The organism is Pseudomonas sp. PDM17 (genome assembly GCF_014851985.1).
Taxonomy (GTDB): domain Bacteria; phylum Pseudomonadota; class Gammaproteobacteria; order Pseudomonadales; family Pseudomonadaceae; genus Pseudomonas.
In genome coordinates this window covers 202,257-218,420 of sequence record NZ_JACVAT010000010.1, presented here as the reverse complement: position 1 = coordinate 218,420, position 16,164 = coordinate 202,257, and the positions used below count along the sequence as shown (strand labels likewise).

The 16,164-nt window shown below is 58.5% G+C and carries 30 protein-coding genes; all 30 read left to right on the top strand.

What is annotated here, in order from left to right; translation table 11 throughout:
• The coding region (locus IB256_RS28560) for an EF-Tu/IF-2/RF-3 family GTPase (protein WP_263864895.1) at positions 1-572 on the top strand (572 nt) is incomplete at its 5' end.
• 155 nt (positions 573-727) lie between these two features.
• On the top strand, positions 728-1,039 hold the full coding sequence (gene rpsJ / locus IB256_RS28555; protein ID WP_003243886.1) for a 30S ribosomal protein S10: 312 nt from the start codon (positions 728-730) through the stop codon (positions 1,037-1,039).
• Positions 1,040-1,121: 82 nt separating this feature from the next.
• Positions 1,122-1,757 (top strand): 50S ribosomal protein L3, encoded by a 636-nt coding sequence (gene rplC / locus IB256_RS28550; protein WP_024767389.1) that lies wholly within the window; start codon positions 1,122-1,124, stop codon positions 1,755-1,757.
• A gap of 14 nt (positions 1,758-1,771) precedes the next feature.
• Positions 1,772-2,374, top strand: a complete 603-nt coding sequence (rplD, locus tag IB256_RS28545; RefSeq protein WP_017521904.1) for a 50S ribosomal protein L4 — start codon at positions 1,772-1,774, stop codon at positions 2,372-2,374.
• A complete protein-coding gene (gene rplW / locus IB256_RS28540; RefSeq protein WP_015475322.1) occupies positions 2,371-2,670 on the top strand; it encodes a 50S ribosomal protein L23 in 300 nt (99 codons plus the stop codon). The genes rplD and rplW overlap by 4 nt, the downstream gene beginning before the upstream one ends.
• Before the next feature lie 11 nt (positions 2,671-2,681).
• Positions 2,682-3,503 (top strand): 50S ribosomal protein L2, encoded by an 822-nt coding sequence (gene rplB / locus IB256_RS28535; protein WP_024767388.1) that lies wholly within the window; start codon positions 2,682-2,684, stop codon positions 3,501-3,503.
• 16 nt (positions 3,504-3,519) lie between these two features.
• A complete protein-coding gene (rpsS, locus tag IB256_RS28530; protein WP_017521902.1) occupies positions 3,520-3,795 on the top strand; it encodes a 30S ribosomal protein S19 in 276 nt (91 codons plus the stop codon).
• Positions 3,796-3,807: 12 nt separating this feature from the next.
• Positions 3,808-4,140, top strand: a complete 333-nt coding sequence (gene rplV, locus IB256_RS28525; protein ID WP_015475325.1) for a 50S ribosomal protein L22 — start codon at positions 3,808-3,810, stop codon at positions 4,138-4,140.
• Between the two features lie 13 nt (positions 4,141-4,153).
• Complete coding sequence (gene rpsC, locus IB256_RS28520; RefSeq protein WP_015475326.1) at positions 4,154-4,840, top strand: 30S ribosomal protein S3; 687 nt, start codon at positions 4,154-4,156, stop codon at positions 4,838-4,840.
• A gap of 11 nt (positions 4,841-4,851) precedes the next feature.
• Entirely contained in the window at positions 4,852-5,265 is a 414-nt protein-coding gene (gene rplP / locus IB256_RS28515) for a 50S ribosomal protein L16 (RefSeq protein WP_009617163.1), read from the top strand.
• Positions 5,265-5,456 carry a 50S ribosomal protein L29 gene (gene rpmC, locus IB256_RS28510; protein WP_003093720.1) on the top strand — a complete coding sequence of 64 codons (192 nt, stop codon included), beginning with the start codon at positions 5,265-5,267 and terminating at the stop codon, positions 5,454-5,456. Before rplP ends, rpmC begins: the two co-directional genes overlap by 1 nt.
• A 2-nt stretch (positions 5,457-5,458) precedes the next feature.
• A complete protein-coding gene (gene rpsQ / locus IB256_RS28505) occupies positions 5,459-5,725 on the top strand; it encodes a 30S ribosomal protein S17 (RefSeq protein WP_009617165.1) in 267 nt (88 codons plus the stop codon).
• 16 nt (positions 5,726-5,741) lie between these two features.
• A complete protein-coding gene (rplN, locus tag IB256_RS28500) occupies positions 5,742-6,110 on the top strand; it encodes a 50S ribosomal protein L14 (protein WP_017521901.1) in 369 nt (122 codons plus the stop codon).
• Between the two features lie 12 nt (positions 6,111-6,122).
• Positions 6,123-6,437: a 50S ribosomal protein L24 gene (gene rplX / locus IB256_RS28495; protein ID WP_045215317.1), complete on the top strand. Its 315-nt coding sequence runs from the start codon at positions 6,123-6,125 to the stop codon at positions 6,435-6,437.
• Positions 6,438-6,456: 19 nt separating this feature from the next.
• Positions 6,457-6,996: a 50S ribosomal protein L5 gene (gene rplE / locus IB256_RS28490; protein WP_017521899.1), complete on the top strand. Its 540-nt coding sequence runs from the start codon at positions 6,457-6,459 to the stop codon at positions 6,994-6,996.
• A 13-nt stretch (positions 6,997-7,009) separates the two neighbouring features.
• A complete protein-coding gene (gene rpsN, locus IB256_RS28485) occupies positions 7,010-7,315 on the top strand; it encodes a 30S ribosomal protein S14 (RefSeq protein WP_045215313.1) in 306 nt (101 codons plus the stop codon).
• A 189-nt stretch (positions 7,316-7,504) separates the two neighbouring features.
• On the top strand, positions 7,505-7,897 hold the full coding sequence (gene rpsH, locus IB256_RS28480; RefSeq protein ID WP_015475331.1) for a 30S ribosomal protein S8: 393 nt from the start codon (positions 7,505-7,507) through the stop codon (positions 7,895-7,897).
• An 11-nt stretch (positions 7,898-7,908) separates the two neighbouring features.
• The gene (gene rplF, locus IB256_RS28475; RefSeq protein ID WP_015475332.1) at positions 7,909-8,442 is read left to right on the top strand and encodes a 50S ribosomal protein L6; all 534 of its coding nucleotides are present in this window, start codon (positions 7,909-7,911) and stop codon (positions 8,440-8,442) included.
• Positions 8,443-8,452: 10 nt separating this feature from the next.
• The gene (gene rplR / locus IB256_RS28470; protein ID WP_017521897.1) at positions 8,453-8,803 is read left to right on the top strand and encodes a 50S ribosomal protein L18; all 351 of its coding nucleotides are present in this window, start codon (positions 8,453-8,455) and stop codon (positions 8,801-8,803) included.
• A gap of 3 nt (positions 8,804-8,806) precedes the next feature.
• Positions 8,807-9,307, top strand: a complete 501-nt coding sequence (gene rpsE / locus IB256_RS28465) for a 30S ribosomal protein S5 (RefSeq protein ID WP_009617173.1) — start codon at positions 8,807-8,809, stop codon at positions 9,305-9,307.
• A 2-nt stretch (positions 9,308-9,309) separates the two neighbouring features.
• Complete coding sequence (gene rpmD / locus IB256_RS28460; RefSeq protein WP_009617174.1) at positions 9,310-9,486, top strand: 50S ribosomal protein L30; 177 nt, start codon at positions 9,310-9,312, stop codon at positions 9,484-9,486.
• A 3-nt stretch (positions 9,487-9,489) separates the two neighbouring features.
• Entirely contained in the window at positions 9,490-9,924 is a 435-nt protein-coding gene (gene rplO / locus IB256_RS28455) for a 50S ribosomal protein L15 (RefSeq protein WP_045215310.1), read from the top strand.
• Complete coding sequence (secY, locus tag IB256_RS28450; protein ID WP_024767080.1) at positions 9,925-11,256, top strand: preprotein translocase subunit SecY; 1,332 nt, start codon at positions 9,925-9,927, stop codon at positions 11,254-11,256.
• Positions 11,257-11,280: 24 nt separating this feature from the next.
• Positions 11,281-11,397 (top strand): 50S ribosomal protein L36, encoded by a 117-nt coding sequence (gene rpmJ / locus IB256_RS28445; protein WP_045215308.1) that lies wholly within the window; start codon positions 11,281-11,283, stop codon positions 11,395-11,397.
• Between the two features lie 130 nt (positions 11,398-11,527).
• The gene (gene rpsM / locus IB256_RS28440; RefSeq protein WP_024767079.1) at positions 11,528-11,884 is read left to right on the top strand and encodes a 30S ribosomal protein S13; all 357 of its coding nucleotides are present in this window, start codon (positions 11,528-11,530) and stop codon (positions 11,882-11,884) included.
• An 18-nt stretch (positions 11,885-11,902) separates the two neighbouring features.
• The gene (rpsK, locus tag IB256_RS28435; RefSeq protein ID WP_003093689.1) at positions 11,903-12,292 is read left to right on the top strand and encodes a 30S ribosomal protein S11; all 390 of its coding nucleotides are present in this window, start codon (positions 11,903-11,905) and stop codon (positions 12,290-12,292) included.
• 16 nt (positions 12,293-12,308) lie between these two features.
• Entirely contained in the window at positions 12,309-12,929 is a 621-nt protein-coding gene (gene rpsD / locus IB256_RS28430) for a 30S ribosomal protein S4 (RefSeq protein WP_054906702.1), read from the top strand.
• Positions 12,930-12,951: 22 nt separating this feature from the next.
• Positions 12,952-13,953, top strand: a complete 1,002-nt coding sequence (locus IB256_RS28425; RefSeq protein WP_009617182.1) for a DNA-directed RNA polymerase subunit alpha — start codon at positions 12,952-12,954, stop codon at positions 13,951-13,953.
• Positions 13,954-13,996: 43 nt separating this feature from the next.
• Positions 13,997-14,386: a 50S ribosomal protein L17 gene (gene rplQ, locus IB256_RS28420; RefSeq protein ID WP_015475338.1), complete on the top strand. Its 390-nt coding sequence runs from the start codon at positions 13,997-13,999 to the stop codon at positions 14,384-14,386.
• A gap of 272 nt (positions 14,387-14,658) precedes the next feature.
• Entirely contained in the window at positions 14,659-16,107 is a 1,449-nt protein-coding gene (gene katA, locus IB256_RS28415; RefSeq protein ID WP_192404814.1) for a catalase KatA, read from the top strand.
• The last annotated feature ends 57 nt before the right edge of the window (positions 16,108-16,164 follow it).

Below are 16,164 nucleotides of genomic sequence, written 5' to 3'. Positions count from 1 at the left end.
GCGCCATCGACAAGCCGTTCCTGATGCCGATCGAAGACGTATTCTCGATCTCCGGTCGTGGCACCGTGGTAACTGGCCGTGTTGAGCGTGGCATCGTCAAGATCCAGGAAGAAGTGGAAATCGTCGGCATCAAGGCGACTACCAAAACTACCTGCACCGGCGTTGAAATGTTCCGCAAGCTGCTCGACGAAGGTCGTGCTGGTGAGAACGTTGGCGTTCTGCTGCGTGGCACCAAGCGTGAAGACGTAGAGCGTGGCCAGGTTCTGGCCAAGCCGGGCACCATCAAGCCGCACACCAAGTTCGAATGCGAAGTGTACGTGCTGTCCAAAGAAGAAGGTGGTCGTCACACCCCGTTCTTCAAAGGCTACCGCCCGCAGTTCTACTTCCGTACCACCGACGTAACCGGCAACTGCGAACTGCCGGAAGGCGTTGAGATGGTAATGCCGGGCGACAACGTGAAAATGGTTGTCACCCTGATCGCTCCGATCGCCATGGAAGATGGTCTGCGCTTCGCGATTCGCGAAGGCGGCCGTACCGTTGGCGCCGGCGTGGTTGCCAAGATCATCGAGTAATCGCTGATCCGCTCCAGGAAAAGGGACCCTTCGGGGTCCCTTTTTCGTTGAGTTGGTTAAATATTGACACCCCCCAGACGCATCCGTACAATTGCGCCTCCTTTTAACGGGCGGAGTCCGTCCGTTGGGAATGGCAACTTGGAGTCTGAGGTCAAATGCAAAATCAACAAATCCGTATTCGGTTGAAGGCTTTTGATCACCGCCTGATCGACCAATCTACCCAGGAAATCGTGGAAACCGCGAAACGTACTGGGGCTCAGGTGCGTGGTCCGATTCCTCTGCCGACCCGCAAGGAACGTTACACCGTGCTGATTTCCCCGCACGTCAACAAGGACGCTCGTGACCAGTACGAAATTCGTACCCACAAGCGTGTTCTCGACATCGTTCAGCCGACCGACAAAACTGTCGACGCGCTGATGAAGCTCGACCTTGCTGCTGGCGTCGAAGTACAGATCAGCCTCGGCTAATGCCTTCGGCATTGGTCGTGTAACGCTCTGAAATGGGCGGCCATAGCGGGTGAAAGCCCCGTACACTAAAGAGGTTCTAAAGATGACAATTGGTGTTGTCGGTCGTAAGTGCGGCATGACCCGCATCTTCACCGAAGATGGTGTCTCCATTCCGGTCACGGTCATTGAGGTCGAGCCGAATCGCGTCACCCAGTTCAAAAACGAAGAAAGCGATGGCTATCGCGCTGTGCAGGTAACTGCTGGCGAGCGCCGTGCTTCTCGCGTGACCAAGGCGCAAGCCGGTCACTTTGCCAAGGCGAATGTCGCCGCCGGTCGCGGCGTGTGGGAATTCCGTCTGGGCGAAGAGGAGTTCAAGGCAGGCGATTCCATCTCTGTCGACCTGTTCCAGGCCGGTCAGCTGGTAGACGTTACTGGCGAGTCCAAAGGTAAAGGCTTTGCCGGTACCATCAAGCGCTGGAACTTCCGTGGTCAAGATAACACCCACGGTAACTCCGTTTCCCACCGCGTCCCGGGTTCCATCGGCCAGTGCCAGACTCCTGGTCGAGTGTTCAAGGGCAAAAAAATGTCGGGCCACATGGGTGCTGAGCGTGTAACCGTTCAATCCCTTGAGGTCGTGCGTGTCGATGCAGAGCGCAATCTGCTGCTGGTCAAAGGTGCCGTTCCCGGCGCTACCGGTGGTGATGTGCTGGTGCGTCCGGCAGCCAAGGCTCGCGGTTAAGAGAGGAAGCTGAGATGCAACTGAATGTAAATGGCGCTCAGGCGATCGAGGTTTCCGAGCGTACCTTTGGTAGCGAATTCAACGAGACCCTGGTTCACCAGGCAGTCGTCGCCTACATGGCTGGCGGTCGTCAGGGCACCAAGGCTCAGAAAACTCGTTCCGAAGTCTCCGGTGGTGGCAAGAAGCCGTGGCGTCAGAAGGGCACTGGTCGTGCTCGTGCTGGCACCATCCGTAGCCCCATCTGGCGTGGCGGCGGCGCGACCTTCGCGGCCAAGCCCCAGGATCACTCCCAGAAGCTCAACAAGAAGATGTACCGCGCTGCACTGCGCTCCATCCTCTCTGAGCTGGTTCGTCTGGACCGTCTGGTTGTCGTTGCCGACTTCGCTGTCGACGCACCGAAGACCAAAGGTCTGGTCAGCAAGCTGGAAGGCCTGGGCCTGAAAGATGTACTGATCGTCACCGAAGGCGTCGATGAGAACCTGTACCTGGCAGCTCGCAACCTGGCCCACGTCGATGTGCGTGACGTCCAGGCTTCCGATCCGGTCAGCCTCATCGCCTACGACAAGGTGCTGGTCACCGTGTCCGCCGTGAAGAAGTTCGAGGAGCTGCTGGCATGAACCAGGAACGCGTATTCAAAGTGCTGCTGGGCCCGCATATCTCCGAGAAGGCCACTGGCCTGGCGGACGGCAACAGCCAATTCGTTTTCAAGGTTGCCACTGATGCAACCAAGCTGGAAATCAAGAAGGCCGTAGAAAGCCTGTTCGGCGTGAAAGTACGTCGCGTCACCACCCTGAACGTTCAGGGCAAGACCAAGCGTACCGTTCGCGGCCTGGGCAAGCGTAACGACTGGAAAAAAGCGTACATCGCTCTCCAGCCGGGCCAGGATCTCGATTTCGCAGCTGGCGCTGAGTAAAGGGGTGCATCATGGCAATCGTTAAATGCAAACCGACTTCCGCTGGTCGTCGTTTCGTCGTCAAGGTAGTGAACCAGGACCTGCACAAAGGTGCTCCGTTCGCTCCCCTGCTCGAGAAGAAGTCCAAGTCGGGCGGCCGTAACAACAACGGTCGCATCACCACCCGTCATATCGGTGGTGGTCACAAGCAGCACTATCGTCTGGTCGACTTCCGTCGCAACAAGGATGGCATTCCTGCCATCGTTGAACGCGTCGAATACGATCCGAACCGTACTGCTCACATCGCTCTGCTGAAATACGCGGACGGCGAGCGTCGTTACATCATCGCCCCCAAAGGCGTGGTGGCTGGCGATCAACTGATCTCCGGTATCGGCGCTCCGATCAAGGCCGGCAACAACATGCCGCTGCGCAACATCCCGGTGGGTAGCACCATCCACGGTATCGAACTGAAGCCTGGCAAAGGCGCTCAGATCGCTCGCTCCGCTGGCGCTTCGGCTCAGCTGGTAGCCCGTGAAGGTGCATACGTAACCGTACGTCTGCGTTCCGGTGAGATGCGTAAAGTCCTGGCTGACTGCCGTGCGACCCTGGGTGAAGTCTCGAACTCCGAGCACAGCCTGCGTTCGCTGGGTAAAGCCGGTGCCAAACGCTGGCGTGGCGTTCGCCCGACCGTTCGTGGTGTTGCCATGAACCCGGTCGACCACCCGCATGGTGGTGGTGAAGGTCGTACCTCTGCTGGTCGTCATCCGGTATCGCCGTGGGGTCTTCAGACCAAGGGTAAGAAGACTCGCGCGAACAAGCGTACCGACAACATGATCGTCCGTCGCCGCAAGTAAATAGAGGGATACGACAGTGCCACGTTCTCTGAAAAAAGGTCCTTTTATCGATCTTCACCTGCTGAAGAAGATCGAAGTGGCGGTAGAAAAGAACGACCGCAAGCCGATCAAGACCTGGTCGCGCCGTTCTATGATCATGCCGCACATGGTTGGTCTGACCATCGCTGTCCACAACGGCCGTCAACACGTGCCGGTTCTGGTCAACGAAGACATGGTCGGTCACAAACTCGGCGAGTTCGCTGCTACCCGCACTTATCGTGGGCACGCTGCGGACAAGAAAGCCAAGCGTTAAGGGGTAAGGAAGATGGAAGTAGCCGCTAAGCTCTCGGGCGCTCGTATCTCCGCCCAGAAAGCCCGCTTGGTCGCCGACCAGATCCGCGGGAAGAAGGTGGGCGACGCGCTCAACCTCCTGGCTTTCAGCAACAAGAAAGCCGCCGAGATCATGAAGAAAGTGCTGGAGTCGGCCGTTGCCAACGCCGAGCACAACGAAGGCGCCGATGTAGACGATCTCAAAGTCTCCACCGTCTTCGTCAACGAAGGTCGTTCGCTCAAGCGCATCATGCCGCGTGCCAAAGGCCGTGCTGATCGCATCGTCAAGCGGTCTTGCCATATCACTGTCAAGGTTGCGGACAAGTAACGGAGTCGATCAGATGGGTCAGAAAGTACATCCCAATGGCATCCGCCTGGGTATCGTCAAGGAGCACACCTCCGTTTGGTACGCAGATAAGCGCACTTACGCCGATTATCTGTTCGCCGACCTGAAGGTACGTGAGTATCTCCAAGACAAACTAAAAAGCGCGTCCGTAAGCCGTATCGACATCCATCGTCCGGCTCAGACTGCACGCATCACCATCCACACCGCTCGTCCCGGCATCGTGATCGGCAAGAAAGGTGAAGATGTTGAGAAGCTGCGTCAGGACCTGACCAAGCAAATGGGTGTGCCGGTGCACATCAACATCGAAGAGATCCGCAAGCCGGAACTCGACGGTATGCTGGTTGCGCAGAGCGTAGCTCAGCAGCTGGAGCGTCGCGTTATGTTCCGTCGCGCCATGAAGCGCGCTGTACAGAACGCCATGCGCATTGGTGCCAAAGGCATCAAGATCCAGGTAAGCGGTCGTCTGGGCGGTGCTGAAATCGCTCGTACCGAGTGGTATCGCGAAGGTCGTGTGCCCCTGCACACCCTGCGTGCCGACATCGACTATGCAACCTACGAAGCGCACACCACCTACGGTGTGATCGGTGTGAAGGTTTGGATCTTCAAAGGCGAGGTCATTGGTGGCCGCCAGGAAGAGCTGAAGCCTGTAGCGCCCGCTCCTCGTAAAAAAGCTGCTAAGTAAGGAGTACGCAAATGCTGCAACCTAAGCGTACGAAGTTCCGCAAGCAAATGACCGGTCACAACCGTGGCCTGGCTCATCGCGGTTCCAAAGTCAGCTTCGGCGAGTTCGCCCTCAAGGCAACCAGCCGCGGCCGTCTCACCGCGCGTCAGATCGAGTCCGCACGTCGTGCGCTGACCCGTCACGTTAAACGTGGCGGCAAGATCTGGATTCGCGTATTCCCCGACAAGCCTGTTACCAAGAAACCCCTGGAAGTACGTATGGGTAAAGGTAAAGGCGGCGTCGAGTACTGGGTAGCCCAGATTCAACCGGGCAAGGTCCTGTACGAGATCGAGGGTGTATCCGAAGAGCTGGCGCGTGAGGCATTCGCCCTGGCTGCTGCAAAGCTGCCGCTCGCCACCTCCTTTGTTAAGCGGACGGTGATGTGATGAAAGCGAATGAACTTCGTGAAAAATCCGTTGAGCAGCTGAACGAGCAACTGCTCGGCCTGCTGCGCGACCAGTTCAATCTGCGCATGCAGAAAGCAACTGGCCAGTTGGGGCAGTCTCACCTGCTCTCGCAGGTTAAGCGCGACATCGCTCGCGTGAAAACTGTGCTCAACCAGCAAGCAGGTAAGTAATCATGGCTGAAGCTCAGAAAACCGTCCGTACGCTGACTGGCCGCGTCGTCAGCGACAAGATGGACAAGACCGTCACCGTTCTGATCGAGCGCCGCGTAAAGCACCCGATCTACGGCAAATACGTGAAGCGTTCGACCAAGCTGCACGCCCACGACGAAACCAATCAGTGCCGCATTGGTGACCTGGTCACCATTCGCGAGACCCGTCCTCTGGCCAAAACCAAGGCCTGGACTCTGGTTGACATCGTCGAGCGCGCGGTTGAAGTCTAAGGATCGGAGATAGAAGATGATTCAGACTCAATCCATGCTCGAAGTCGCTGATAACAGCGGCGCGCGTCGCGTAATGTGCATCAAGGTGCTCGGCGGTTCCCACCGCCGCTACGCCGGCATTGGCGACATCATCAAGGTCACCGTCAAGGAAGCAATTCCGCGTGGCAAGGTGAAGAAGGGCCAGGTAATGACTGCCGTGGTCGTTCGCACCAAGCACGGCGTACGTCGTACCGACGGTTCCATCATTCGCTTCGACGGCAACGCCGCCGTCCTGCTGAACAACAAGCAGGAGCCGATCGGCACCCGTATCTTCGGGCCCGTGACTCGTGAACTTCGTACCGAGAAGTTCATGAAGATCGTCTCCCTTGCCCCAGAAGTGCTGTAAGGAGTAGCCGTCATGCAAAAAATTCGTCGTGACGACGAAGTCATCGTCATTGCCGGCAAGGACAAGGGCAAGCGTGGCAAAGTGATCAAGGTTCTGGCTGACGACCGTCTGGTCGTTGGCGGTGTGAACCTGGTCAAGCGCCACACCAAGCCCAACCCCATGCTCAACCAGCAAGGCGGGATCGTCGAGAAGGAGGCGCCTCTGCACGTCTCCAACGTCGCCATCTTCAACGCTGAAACCAACAAGGCTGACCGCGTTGGTTTCAAAGTCGAAGACGGTAAGAAGATTCGTGTCTTCAAGTCGACCCAGAAACCGGTTCAGGCTTGAGGGAGCTAGGTAGATCACCATGGCACGATTGAAAGAAATTTATCGGAAGGAAATCGCTCCCAAGCTGAAGCAAGAGCTTCAGCTGGCGAACGTGATGGAAGTTCCGCGCGTTACCAAAATCACCCTGAACATGGGTCTTGGCGAAGCTGTCGGCGACAAGAAAGTCATCGAGAGCGCCGTAGCTGATCTGGAAAAGATCGCGGGTCAGAAGCCGGTTGTGACTTACGCTCGTAAGTCCATCGCTGGTTTCAAGATTCGTGAAGGCTGGCCGATCGGCGTGAAAGTCACCCTGCGTGGCGATCGCATGTACGAGTTCCTGGACCGTCTGCTGTCGATCTCTCTGCCGCGCGTTCGTGACTTCCGCGGTCTGAACGCCAAGTCCTTCGACGGCCGTGGCAACTACAGCATGGGCGTCAAAGAGCAGATCATCTTCCCGGAAATCGATTACGACAAGATCGATGCCCTCCGCGGTATGGATATCACTCTGACCACCACCGCGCGTTCGGATGATGAGGGTCGTGCACTGCTGCGCGCCTTCAAATTCCCGTTCCGCAACTGATTGGAGTAGGACCATGGCTAAAGAGAGCATGAAGAACCGTGAGCTGAAGCGTCAGCAAACGGTAGCCAAGTACGCCAAAAAGCGTGCCGAGCTGAAAGCGATCATCGCTAATCCGAGCACTTCGGCTGAAGATCGTTGGAATGCCCAGGTCGCCCTGCAGAAGCAACCGCGTGACGCGAGCGCCAGCCGCCTGCGTAACCGTTGCCGCCTGACCGGTCGTCCGCACGGTTACTACCGCAAGTTCGGCCTGAGCCGTAACAAGCTGCGTGAAGCAGCAATGCGCGGTGACGTACCGGGCCTGGTGAAAGCCAGCTGGTAAGTGCTAGACGGGGTTGGCAACAGCCCCGTTGATCGCTTTGCGAAGCAAGCCCCCTTGTGGGGCTTGATTCGTTTTTAAGCGATCTCTAGAATACCCGGCTCCCCCGAGTCCGGGTTTTAGTTCGTCCGGCGTTTTGAGGGCGAGTTGTGAAGTTGAAGGCTTATCTTTTGTATCAGGAGCATTAAGCCCATGAGTATGCAGGACCCGTTAGCAGACATGCTAACTCGCATCCGTAATGCCCAGATGGCTGAGAAGACCGTCGTGAGCATGCCGTCTTCCAAGCTGAAAGCGGCAGTCGCCAAAGTCCTCAAGGACGAAGGCTACATTGCGGATTTCCAAGTCACCGCCGAGGCCAAGCCTCTGCTGTCGATCGAGCTGAAGTACTTCGAAGGCAAGCCTGTCATCGAGGAAGTGAAGCGAATCAGCCGTCCTGGCCTGCGCCAGTACAAATCCGTAGACCAGCTGCCGAAAGTTCGTGGCGGCCTGGGCGTTTCGATCGTCTCCACCAACAAAGGTGTGATGACTGACCGTGCTGCCCGTGCCGCTGGCGTCGGTGGCGAAGTGCTCTGCACTGTGTTCTAAGGGGAATCAGCATGTCTCGCGTTGCTAAGAACCCCGTCATTCTGCCCGCTGGCGTTGAAATCAAGCTGGCTGGTCAGGAACTTTCGATCAAGGGTGCCAAAGGCGCTCTCGAGCTGAAAGTACATCCGTCCGTCGAAGTCATTCAGGACAACGGTGAGCTGCGTTTCGCTGCGCGTAACGGCGACCAGCAGACCCGTGCCATGGCCGGTACTACCCGTGCTCTGGTCAACAACATGGTAATCGGCGTCAGCCAGGGCTTCGAGCGCAAGCTCCAGCTGGTTGGTGTTGGTTACAAGGCGCAGGCCAAAGGCCAAGTGCTGTCCCTGGCTCTCGGCTTCTCCCACCCGGTTGATTACGAACTGCCTGCCGGCATCGTCGCGGAAACCCCCAGCCAGACCGACATCCTGATCAAGGGTATCGACAAGCAGCTGGTTGGCCAGGTTGCCGCGGAAATCCGCGACTTCCGTCCGCCGGAGCCGTACAAAGGCAAGGGCGTGCGTTACGCCGACGAAGTCGTCCTTCGTAAAGAAGCCAAGAAGAAGTAGGGCATAGCAAATGAGCGTCAAGAAAGAAACCCGTCTGCGCCGCGCTCGCAAGGCTCGCCTGAAGATGCGCGAACTGGAAGCCGTACGCCTCTGCGTGTACCGCTCCTCCCAGCACATCTACGCCCAGGTCATTGCAGCCGACGGCGGCAAGGTCCTGGCCAGCGCCTCGACCCTGGACAAAGAACTGCGCGAAGCTGCCACCGGCAACGTCGACGCAGCCAAGAAAGTTGGTCAACTGGTCGCGGAACGCGCCAAGGCTGCCGGCGTCACTCAGGTGGCGTTCGACCGTTCTGGCTTCAAGTACCACGGTCGTATCAAGGCCCTGGCTGATGCCGCTCGTGAAGGCGGTCTGGAGTTCTAAGTTATGGCAAACAACGATCAAAAGCGCGACGAAGGCTACATCGAGAAGCTGGTTCAAGTGAACCGCGTCGCCAAAACCGTAAAAGGTGGCCGTATCTTCGCCTTCACCGCGCTGACCGTGGTTGGCGATGGCAAGGGCCGTGTTGGCTTCGGTCGTGGCAAGGCGCGTGAAGTGCCTGCCGCTATCCAGAAGGCAATGGAAGCTGCTCGCCGCAACATGATCCAGGTTGATCTGAACGGCACCACCCTGCAGTACCCGACCAAGTCCGCCCATGGCGCCTCCAAGGTGTACATGCAGCCGGCTTCCGAAGGTACCGGCATCATCGCCGGCGGCGCCATGCGCGCTGTCCTGGAAGTTGCTGGTGTGCAGAACGTTCTGGCGAAGTGCTACGGCTCCACCAACCCGGTGAACGTGGTCTACGCAACCTTCAAGGGCCTGAAGAACATGCAGTCCCCTGAGTCGGTAGCGGCCAAGCGTGGCAAGAGCGTCGAGGAGATTCTCTAACCATGGCAACTGTCAAAGTTACCCTGATCAAGAGCCTGAACGGCCGTCTGGCCAATCACAAGGCTTGCGTCAAAGGCCTCGGCCTGCGTCGCATTAATCACACCGTTGAAGTTCAGGACACTCCTGAAAACCGCGGCATGATTAACAAGGCTTACTACCTGCTGCGTGTGGAGGGTTAATCCATGCAACTGAACGATCTGCGTTCCGCGCCGGGTGCCCGTCGCGAAAAGCACCGTCCGGGCCGTGGCATCGGTAGCGGTCTGGGCAAGACCGGTGGCCGTGGTCACAAAGGTCAAACCTCCCGCTCCGGTGGCTCCATCGCTCCGGGCTTCGAGGGTGGTCAGCAACCGCTGCACCGTCGTCTGCCGAAGTTCGGCTTCAACTCGCTGAAAGCCATGGATCGCGCAGAAGTGCGCACTTCCGAACTGGCCAAGGTCGAGGGTGATGTCGTAACCGTGCAGTCCCTGAAGGATGCCAACGTGATTAACCAGAACGTACAGCGTGTGAAAGTCATGCTGTCGGGCGACGTTACTCGCGCAGTCACCCTGAAAGGCATCGGCGCCACCAAGGGCGCTCGTGCGGCTATCGAAGCAGCTGGCGGCAAAATCGAGGACTAAATGGCTAAGCAAGGTGCTCTCTCTGCGCTGAGCAACGGTGGTGGTTTGTCCGAGCTCTGGGCACGTCTGCGTTTCCTGTTCCTGGCGATCATCGTCTATCGGATCGGCGCGCATATCCCAGTCCCGGGCATCAACCCCGATCGCTTGGCGGCACTGTTCCGGCAGAATGAGGGGACCATTCTTAGCCTCTTCAACATGTTTTCCGGCGGCGCGCTGGAGCGCATGAGTATCTTTGCACTGGGGATCATGCCGTACATCTCGGCATCGATCATCATGCAGCTCATGACCGCTATCAGCCCGCAGCTGGAGCAGTTGAAGAAAGAGGGTGAGTCTGGGCGTCGCAAGATCAGCCAGTACACCCGCTACGCAACTCTCGTCCTGGCACTCGTCCAGGCCATTGGCATGTCCATTGGTCTGGGTAGCCAGGGCGTGGCCTTCTCCAACGACTTCGGCTTCTACTTCGTGTCGGTCACCACCTTCGTGGCGGGTGCACTGTTCATGATGTGGCTGGGTGAGCAGATCACCGAGCGGGGTGTCGGCAACGGCATCTCCATGTTGATCTTCTCCGGTATCGTCGCAGGTCTGCCCCGAGCAATCGGTCAGTCCTTCGAGTCCGCGCGCCAAGGTGACATCAACATCTTCGCCCTGATCGCCATCGGCCTGCTGGCCGTAGCCATCATCGCGTTCGTGGTGTTCATCGAGCGTGGTCAGCGTCGTATCGCCGTGCATTACGCCAAGCGCCAGCAAGGTCGCAAGGTGTTTGCCGCCCAAACGAGCCATCTGCCGCTGAAAGTGAACATGGCGGGTGTAATCCCTGCGATCTTCGCCAGCAGCATCCTGCTGTTCCCGGCATCCCTGGGTGCCTGGTTCGGTCAGTCGGAAGGCCTGGGTTGGCTGCAGGACGTCGCGCAAGCGATCGCTCCTGGTCAGCCGCTGAACATTCTGCTGTTTAGTGCAGGGATCGTTTTCTTCTGCTTCTTCTACACAGCGCTGATGTTCAACCCGAAGGACGTGGCGGAAAACCTCAAGAAGTCCGGTGCATTTATTCCGGGTATTCGTCCGGGCGAACAGTCGGCTCGCTACATTGATGGCGTTCTGACCCGTTTGACCATGTTCGGTGCCCTGTACATGACGGCTGTGTGTCTGCTGCCCCAGTTCCTGGTCGTAGCTGCCCACGTACCGTTCTACCTTGGCGGGACCTCGTTGCTGATCGTGGTCGTGGTTGTGATGGACTTTATGGCTCAAGTACAATCGCACCTCGTTTCGCACCAGTACGAATCCCTCATGAAGAAAGCCAACCTGAAGGGCTATGGCAGCGGTCTGCTGCGCTGACCCGTAAGGTTCGAGGAGTCACTGATGAAAGTTCGTGCATCGGTTAAGAAGCTGTGCCGTAACTGCAAGATCGTCCGTCGCGAAGGCGTCGTTCGTGTGATCTGCAGCTCGGAGCCGCGTCACAAGCAGCGCCAAGGCTGAGTGTGAACCACGCGTTATAACCCGGCAGCTAGTGTGCTGCCGGGTTGATTATTTGTTTTTACAGCGCTAATATCCGCGCCCTTTCTTGGCTCCCTGGGCGCCGGGTAGCTGTCAATTGGAGTTTTTCTGAATGGCCCGTATTGCAGGCGTAAACATTCCGGATAACAAGCACACTGTTATCTCGCTGACCTACATCTATGGTGTTGGTCGCACTACCGCACAGAGCATCTGTGCAGCCACCGGCATCAGCCCGGCTGTAAAGATCAAAGAGCTGAGCGAAGAGCAGATTGATTCGCTGCGTACCGAGGTGGCCAAGCTGACCACCGAAGGTGACCTGCGTCGCGAAATCAACATGAACATCAAGCGTCTCATGGACCTCGGTTGCTACCGCGGTCTGCGTCATCGTCGTGGTCTGCCGGTTCGCGGTCAGCGCACCAAGACCAACGCGCGCACCCGTAAGGGCCCGCGTAAGCCGATCCGCAAGTAATCGCTTAGGAATCTAGTCATGGCAAAACCTGCTGCTCGTCCTCGCAAGAAAGTCAAAAAGACGGTGGTCGACGGGATCGCGCATATCCACGCGTCCTTCAACAACACCATCGTTACCATCACTGATCGTCAGGGCAACGCCCTGTCCTGGGCTACCTCCGGTGGTTCGGGCTTCCGCGGCTCGCGTAAGAGCACCCCGTTCGCTGCCCAGGTAGCGGCCGAGCGTGCCGGCCAGGCTGCTCTGGAATACGGTCTGAAGAACCTTGACGTAAACGTCAAAGGCCCGGGCCCGGGTCGCGAGTCGGCTGTTCGTGCGCTGAATGCCTGCGGTTACAAGATCGCCAGCATCACCGACGTAACCCCGATCCCGCATAACGGCTGCCGTCCGCCGAAAAAGCGTCGCGTGTAATAGGAGACAGTGAGAAATGGCTCGTTACATTGGTCCCAAGTGCAAACTGTCCCGCCGCGAAGGCACTGACCTCTTCCTGAAGAGCGGCGTTCGTGCCCTCGACTCGAAGTGCAAGGCAGAACAAGTTCCCGGTCAGCATGGCCAGCGTCGTGGTCGCCTGTCCGACTACGGTCTGCAGCTGCGCGAGAAGCAAAAAGTTCGCCGCATCTACGGCGTTCTGGAACGTCAATTCCGTGGCTACTATCAGGAAGCGTCCCGCCGCAAGGGCTCCACGGGTGAAAACCTGCTGCAGCTGCTTGAGTGCCGTCTGGACAACGTCGTCTACCGTATGGGCTTCGGTTCCACTCGTTCCGAATCCCGTCAGCTGGTGTCCCACAAGACCATCAGCGTCAACGGTCAGACCGTAAACGTACCGTCCTACCAGGTCAAAGCTGGTGACGTGGTTGCTGTTCGCGAGAAATCGAAGAACCAGCTGCGTATCGCCCAAGCTCTGGACCTGTGCGCCCAGCGCGGTCGCGTTGAGTGGGTCGACGTGGACACCGACAAGAAAGCTGGCACCTTCAAAAGTGTCCCGGCTCGTGCCGATCTGTCCGCCGACATCAACGAAAACCTGATTGTCGAGCTCTACTCCAAGTAAGGGCTAGAAAATAGGTGCATCCATGCAGAGTTCGGTAAATGAGTTCCTGACCCCCCGCCACATCGATGTGCAGGTGGTCAGCCAAACCCGCGCCAAGATCACTCTCGAGCCTCTCGAGCGTGGTTTCGGCCATACCCTGGGCAACGCGCTGCGTCGCATCCTGTTGTCCTCCATGCCTGGCTGTGCAGTAGTCGAGGCCGAGATCGACGGCGTACTCCACGAGTACTCCGCCATCGAAGGTGTGCAGGAAGATGTCATCGAGATCCTGCTCAACCTGAAAGGCCTGGCCATCAAGCTGCACGGCCGTGACGAAGTGACGCTGACCCTGGCGAAAAAGGGCTCGGGTGTGGTGACCGCTGCCGATATTCAGCTGGATCATGATGTCGAGATCGTCAACGGTGACCATGTTATCGCCCACCTGGCCGATAACGGCGCGCTGAACATGAAGCTGAAAGTCGCTCGTGGCCGTGGCTACGAGCCGGCTGATGCCCGTTCGAGCGATGAAGATGAAAGCCGTAGCATTGGCCGTCTTCAGCTCGACGCCTCGTTCAGCCCCGTACGTCGTGTTGCCTACGTGGTCGAAAACGCCCGTGTCGAACAGCGTACCAACCTGGACAAGCTGGTCCTCGATCTGGAAACCAACGGCACCCTGGACCCTGAAGAGGCTATCCGTCGCGCCGCTACCATCCTGCAACAGCAGCTGGCAGCGTTCGTGGACCTCAAAGGCGACAGCGAGCCTGTTGTTGAAGAGCAGGAAGACGAGATCGATCCGATCCTGCTGCGTCCGGTCGATGACCTTGAGCTGACCGTCCGTTCGGCCAACTGCCTGAAGGCAGAGAACATCTACTACATCGGTGACCTGATCCAGCGCACCGAAGTAGAGCTGCTCAAAACGCCGAACCTGGGCAAGAAGTCCCTGACCGAAATCAAGGACGTTCTGGCCTCTCGCGGTCTGTCCCTCGGTATGCGCCTCGACAACTGGCCGCCGGCAAGTCTCAAGAAAGACGACAAGGCTACTGCCTGATCGTCGTAGCTACCGAACGTAAAGTTTGGAAAGGAATTGAACCATGCGCCATCGTAAAAGTGGTCGTCACCTGAGCCGCACCAGCGCGCACCGCAAGGCTATGTTCCAGAACATGGCTGTGTCGCTCTTCGAACACGAACTGATCAAAACCACCCTGCCCAAGGCCAAGGAACTGCGTCGCGTTGCCGAGCCGCTGATCACCCTGGCTAAAGTGGATAGCGTTGCCAACCGTCGTCTCGCTTTCGACCGTACCCGTTCGAAAGAAGCCGTAGGCAAGCTGTTCAACGAACTGGGCAAGCGCTATGCCAACCGTCCGGGCGGCTACCTGCGCATCCTGAAGTGCGGCTTCCGCGCTGGCGACAATGCCCCCATGGCATACGTCGAACTGATTGACCGCGCTGTTGGCGGCCAAGCAGTAGAAGCTGCAGAGTAAGGTTTACGCCTTATAAGAAACCGGGCCCTGTGCCCGGTTTTTTATCGCCCATAGAAAAGTTTTTATCTATCGATCGGCTCGAATCAATAAATTGGCTGATCCATGCCCTTGTCACCGATCCTTAACGACGCCGACTTCTACTGCTTGCTGAGCTGGATCAACAGCCGCAACGCCGGTGGAGGCGCTTAATTGTCCGACTGGGATGTCGGGCCGCGCTCACAGCCTTCGTGATCCGCCGGTCTTCGAACACCCCGCCGTTGAGGAGAGTAACGATGAGTGACAACACCCGCCTGACGACTGCTGCCGGAGCGCCGGTCGCCGATAACCAGAATGTCCAGACCGCCGGCCCGCGGGGCCCGATGCTGCTGCAGGACGTCTGGTTCCTGGAGAAACTGGCGCACTTCGACCGCGAAGTGATCCCTGAGCGCCGCATGCATGCCAAGGGCTCCGCGGCCTACGGCACCTTCACCGTCACCCACGACATTACCCAGTACAGCCGCGCCAAGCTGTTCTCCGAGGTCGGCAAGCAGACTCCGTTGTTCCTGCGCTTCTCCACGGTGGCCGGCGAGCGTGGCGCTGCTGACGCCGAGCGCGATATCCGCGGCTTCGCCATGAAGTTTTACACCGAGGAAGGCAACTGGGACCTGGTGGGCAACAACACCCCGGTCTTCTACTTCCGCGACCCGCTGAAATTCCCCGACCTGAACCACGTGGTGAAACGCGATCCGCGCACCAACCTGCGCAACGCGACCCTGAAGTGGGACTTCTTCTCGCACCTGCCCGAAGCCCTGCACCAGCTGACCATCGACTTCAGCGATCGCGGGCTGCCGCGCAGCTACCGTCACGTCCACGGCTTCGGCAGCCACACCTTCAGCTTCATCAACGCCAGCAACGAGCGCTTCTGGGTCAAGTTCCACTTCAAGACCCAACAGGGCATCGAGAACCTGAGCAACGAGGAAGCCGCCAAGCTGGTGGGCGCCGACCGCGAAAGCTCGCAGCGTGACCTCTATGACGCCATCGAGCGCGGTGATTTCCCGCGCTGGAAGATGTACGTGCAGGTCATGCCGGAGAAGGACGCCGCGACCTACCGCTACAACCCGTTCGACCTGACCAAGGTCTGGCCGCATGGCGATTACCCGCTGATCGAGGTGGGCTACTTCGAGCTCAACCGCAACCCGGCGAACTACTTCGCCGAGGTCGAACAGTCCGCCTTCAGCCCGGCGAACATCGTCCCCGGCATCGGCTTCTCGCCGGACAGGATGCTCCAGGGCCGCCTGTTCTCCTACGGCGATGCTCACCGCTATCGCCTGGGCGTGAACCACCACCAGATCCCGGTGAACGCTGCGCGCAACAACCCGCGAATCTACCACCGCGACGGCGCCATGCGGGTGGACGGCAACAACGGCGACATGACCGTCACCTACGAGCCGAACAGCTTCAACCAGTGGCAGGAGCAGCCGGACTACTCCGAGCCGCCGTTGACGCTGGAAGGCACTGCGGATCACTGGAACCACCGCGTTGACGATGACTACTACAGCCAGCCGGCTGCGCTGTTCCGCCTGTTCGACGAAGCCCAGCGGCAGCGTCTCTACGAGAATATCGCCGGTGACATGGCGGGTGTGCCAGAGGCCATCCAGCGTCGTCAGCTGGCACTGTTCTTCAACATCGACCCGGCCTACGGTGAAGGCGTTGCCATGGCCCTGGGCCTTAAGCTGGACTAAGCTGAAGCCGTTCCACCTGCCGCCCTCTTCGGAGGGCGGTTGCGTTTGTGGGGCATT

Coding starts and splice junctions, on each gene's coding strand:
- rpsJ (WP_003243886.1), top strand. CDS start 728: ATGCAAAATCAACAAATCCGTATTCGGTTGAAGGCTTTTGATCACCGC.
- rplC (WP_024767389.1), top strand. CDS start 1,122: ATGACAATTGGTGTTGTCGGTCGTAAGTGCGGCATGACCCGCATCTTC.
- rplD (WP_017521904.1), top strand. CDS start 1,772: ATGCAACTGAATGTAAATGGCGCTCAGGCGATCGAGGTTTCCGAGCGT.
- rplW (WP_015475322.1), top strand. CDS start 2,371: ATGAACCAGGAACGCGTATTCAAAGTGCTGCTGGGCCCGCATATCTCC.
- rplB (WP_024767388.1), top strand. CDS start 2,682: ATGGCAATCGTTAAATGCAAACCGACTTCCGCTGGTCGTCGTTTCGTC.
- rplV (WP_015475325.1), top strand. CDS start 3,808: ATGGAAGTAGCCGCTAAGCTCTCGGGCGCTCGTATCTCCGCCCAGAAA.
- rpsC (WP_015475326.1), top strand. CDS start 4,154: ATGGGTCAGAAAGTACATCCCAATGGCATCCGCCTGGGTATCGTCAAG.
- rplP (WP_009617163.1), top strand. CDS start 4,852: ATGCTGCAACCTAAGCGTACGAAGTTCCGCAAGCAAATGACCGGTCAC.
- rpmC (WP_003093720.1), top strand. CDS start 5,265: ATGAAAGCGAATGAACTTCGTGAAAAATCCGTTGAGCAGCTGAACGAG.
- rpsQ (WP_009617165.1), top strand. CDS start 5,459: ATGGCTGAAGCTCAGAAAACCGTCCGTACGCTGACTGGCCGCGTCGTC.
- rplN (WP_017521901.1), top strand. CDS start 5,742: ATGATTCAGACTCAATCCATGCTCGAAGTCGCTGATAACAGCGGCGCG.
- rplX (WP_045215317.1), top strand. CDS start 6,123: ATGCAAAAAATTCGTCGTGACGACGAAGTCATCGTCATTGCCGGCAAG.
- rplE (WP_017521899.1), top strand. CDS start 6,457: ATGGCACGATTGAAAGAAATTTATCGGAAGGAAATCGCTCCCAAGCTG.
- rpsN (WP_045215313.1), top strand. CDS start 7,010: ATGGCTAAAGAGAGCATGAAGAACCGTGAGCTGAAGCGTCAGCAAACG.
- rpsH (WP_015475331.1), top strand. CDS start 7,505: ATGAGTATGCAGGACCCGTTAGCAGACATGCTAACTCGCATCCGTAAT.
- rplF (WP_015475332.1), top strand. CDS start 7,909: ATGTCTCGCGTTGCTAAGAACCCCGTCATTCTGCCCGCTGGCGTTGAA.
- rplR (WP_017521897.1), top strand. CDS start 8,453: ATGAGCGTCAAGAAAGAAACCCGTCTGCGCCGCGCTCGCAAGGCTCGC.
- rpsE (WP_009617173.1), top strand. CDS start 8,807: ATGGCAAACAACGATCAAAAGCGCGACGAAGGCTACATCGAGAAGCTG.
- rpmD (WP_009617174.1), top strand. CDS start 9,310: ATGGCAACTGTCAAAGTTACCCTGATCAAGAGCCTGAACGGCCGTCTG.
- rplO (WP_045215310.1), top strand. CDS start 9,490: ATGCAACTGAACGATCTGCGTTCCGCGCCGGGTGCCCGTCGCGAAAAG.
- secY (WP_024767080.1), top strand. CDS start 9,925: ATGGCTAAGCAAGGTGCTCTCTCTGCGCTGAGCAACGGTGGTGGTTTG.
- rpmJ (WP_045215308.1), top strand. CDS start 11,281: ATGAAAGTTCGTGCATCGGTTAAGAAGCTGTGCCGTAACTGCAAGATC.
- rpsM (WP_024767079.1), top strand. CDS start 11,528: ATGGCCCGTATTGCAGGCGTAAACATTCCGGATAACAAGCACACTGTT.
- rpsK (WP_003093689.1), top strand. CDS start 11,903: ATGGCAAAACCTGCTGCTCGTCCTCGCAAGAAAGTCAAAAAGACGGTG.
- rpsD (WP_054906702.1), top strand. CDS start 12,309: ATGGCTCGTTACATTGGTCCCAAGTGCAAACTGTCCCGCCGCGAAGGC.
- IB256_RS28425 (WP_009617182.1), top strand. CDS start 12,952: ATGCAGAGTTCGGTAAATGAGTTCCTGACCCCCCGCCACATCGATGTG.
- rplQ (WP_015475338.1), top strand. CDS start 13,997: ATGCGCCATCGTAAAAGTGGTCGTCACCTGAGCCGCACCAGCGCGCAC.
- katA (WP_192404814.1), top strand. CDS start 14,659: ATGAGTGACAACACCCGCCTGACGACTGCTGCCGGAGCGCCGGTCGCC.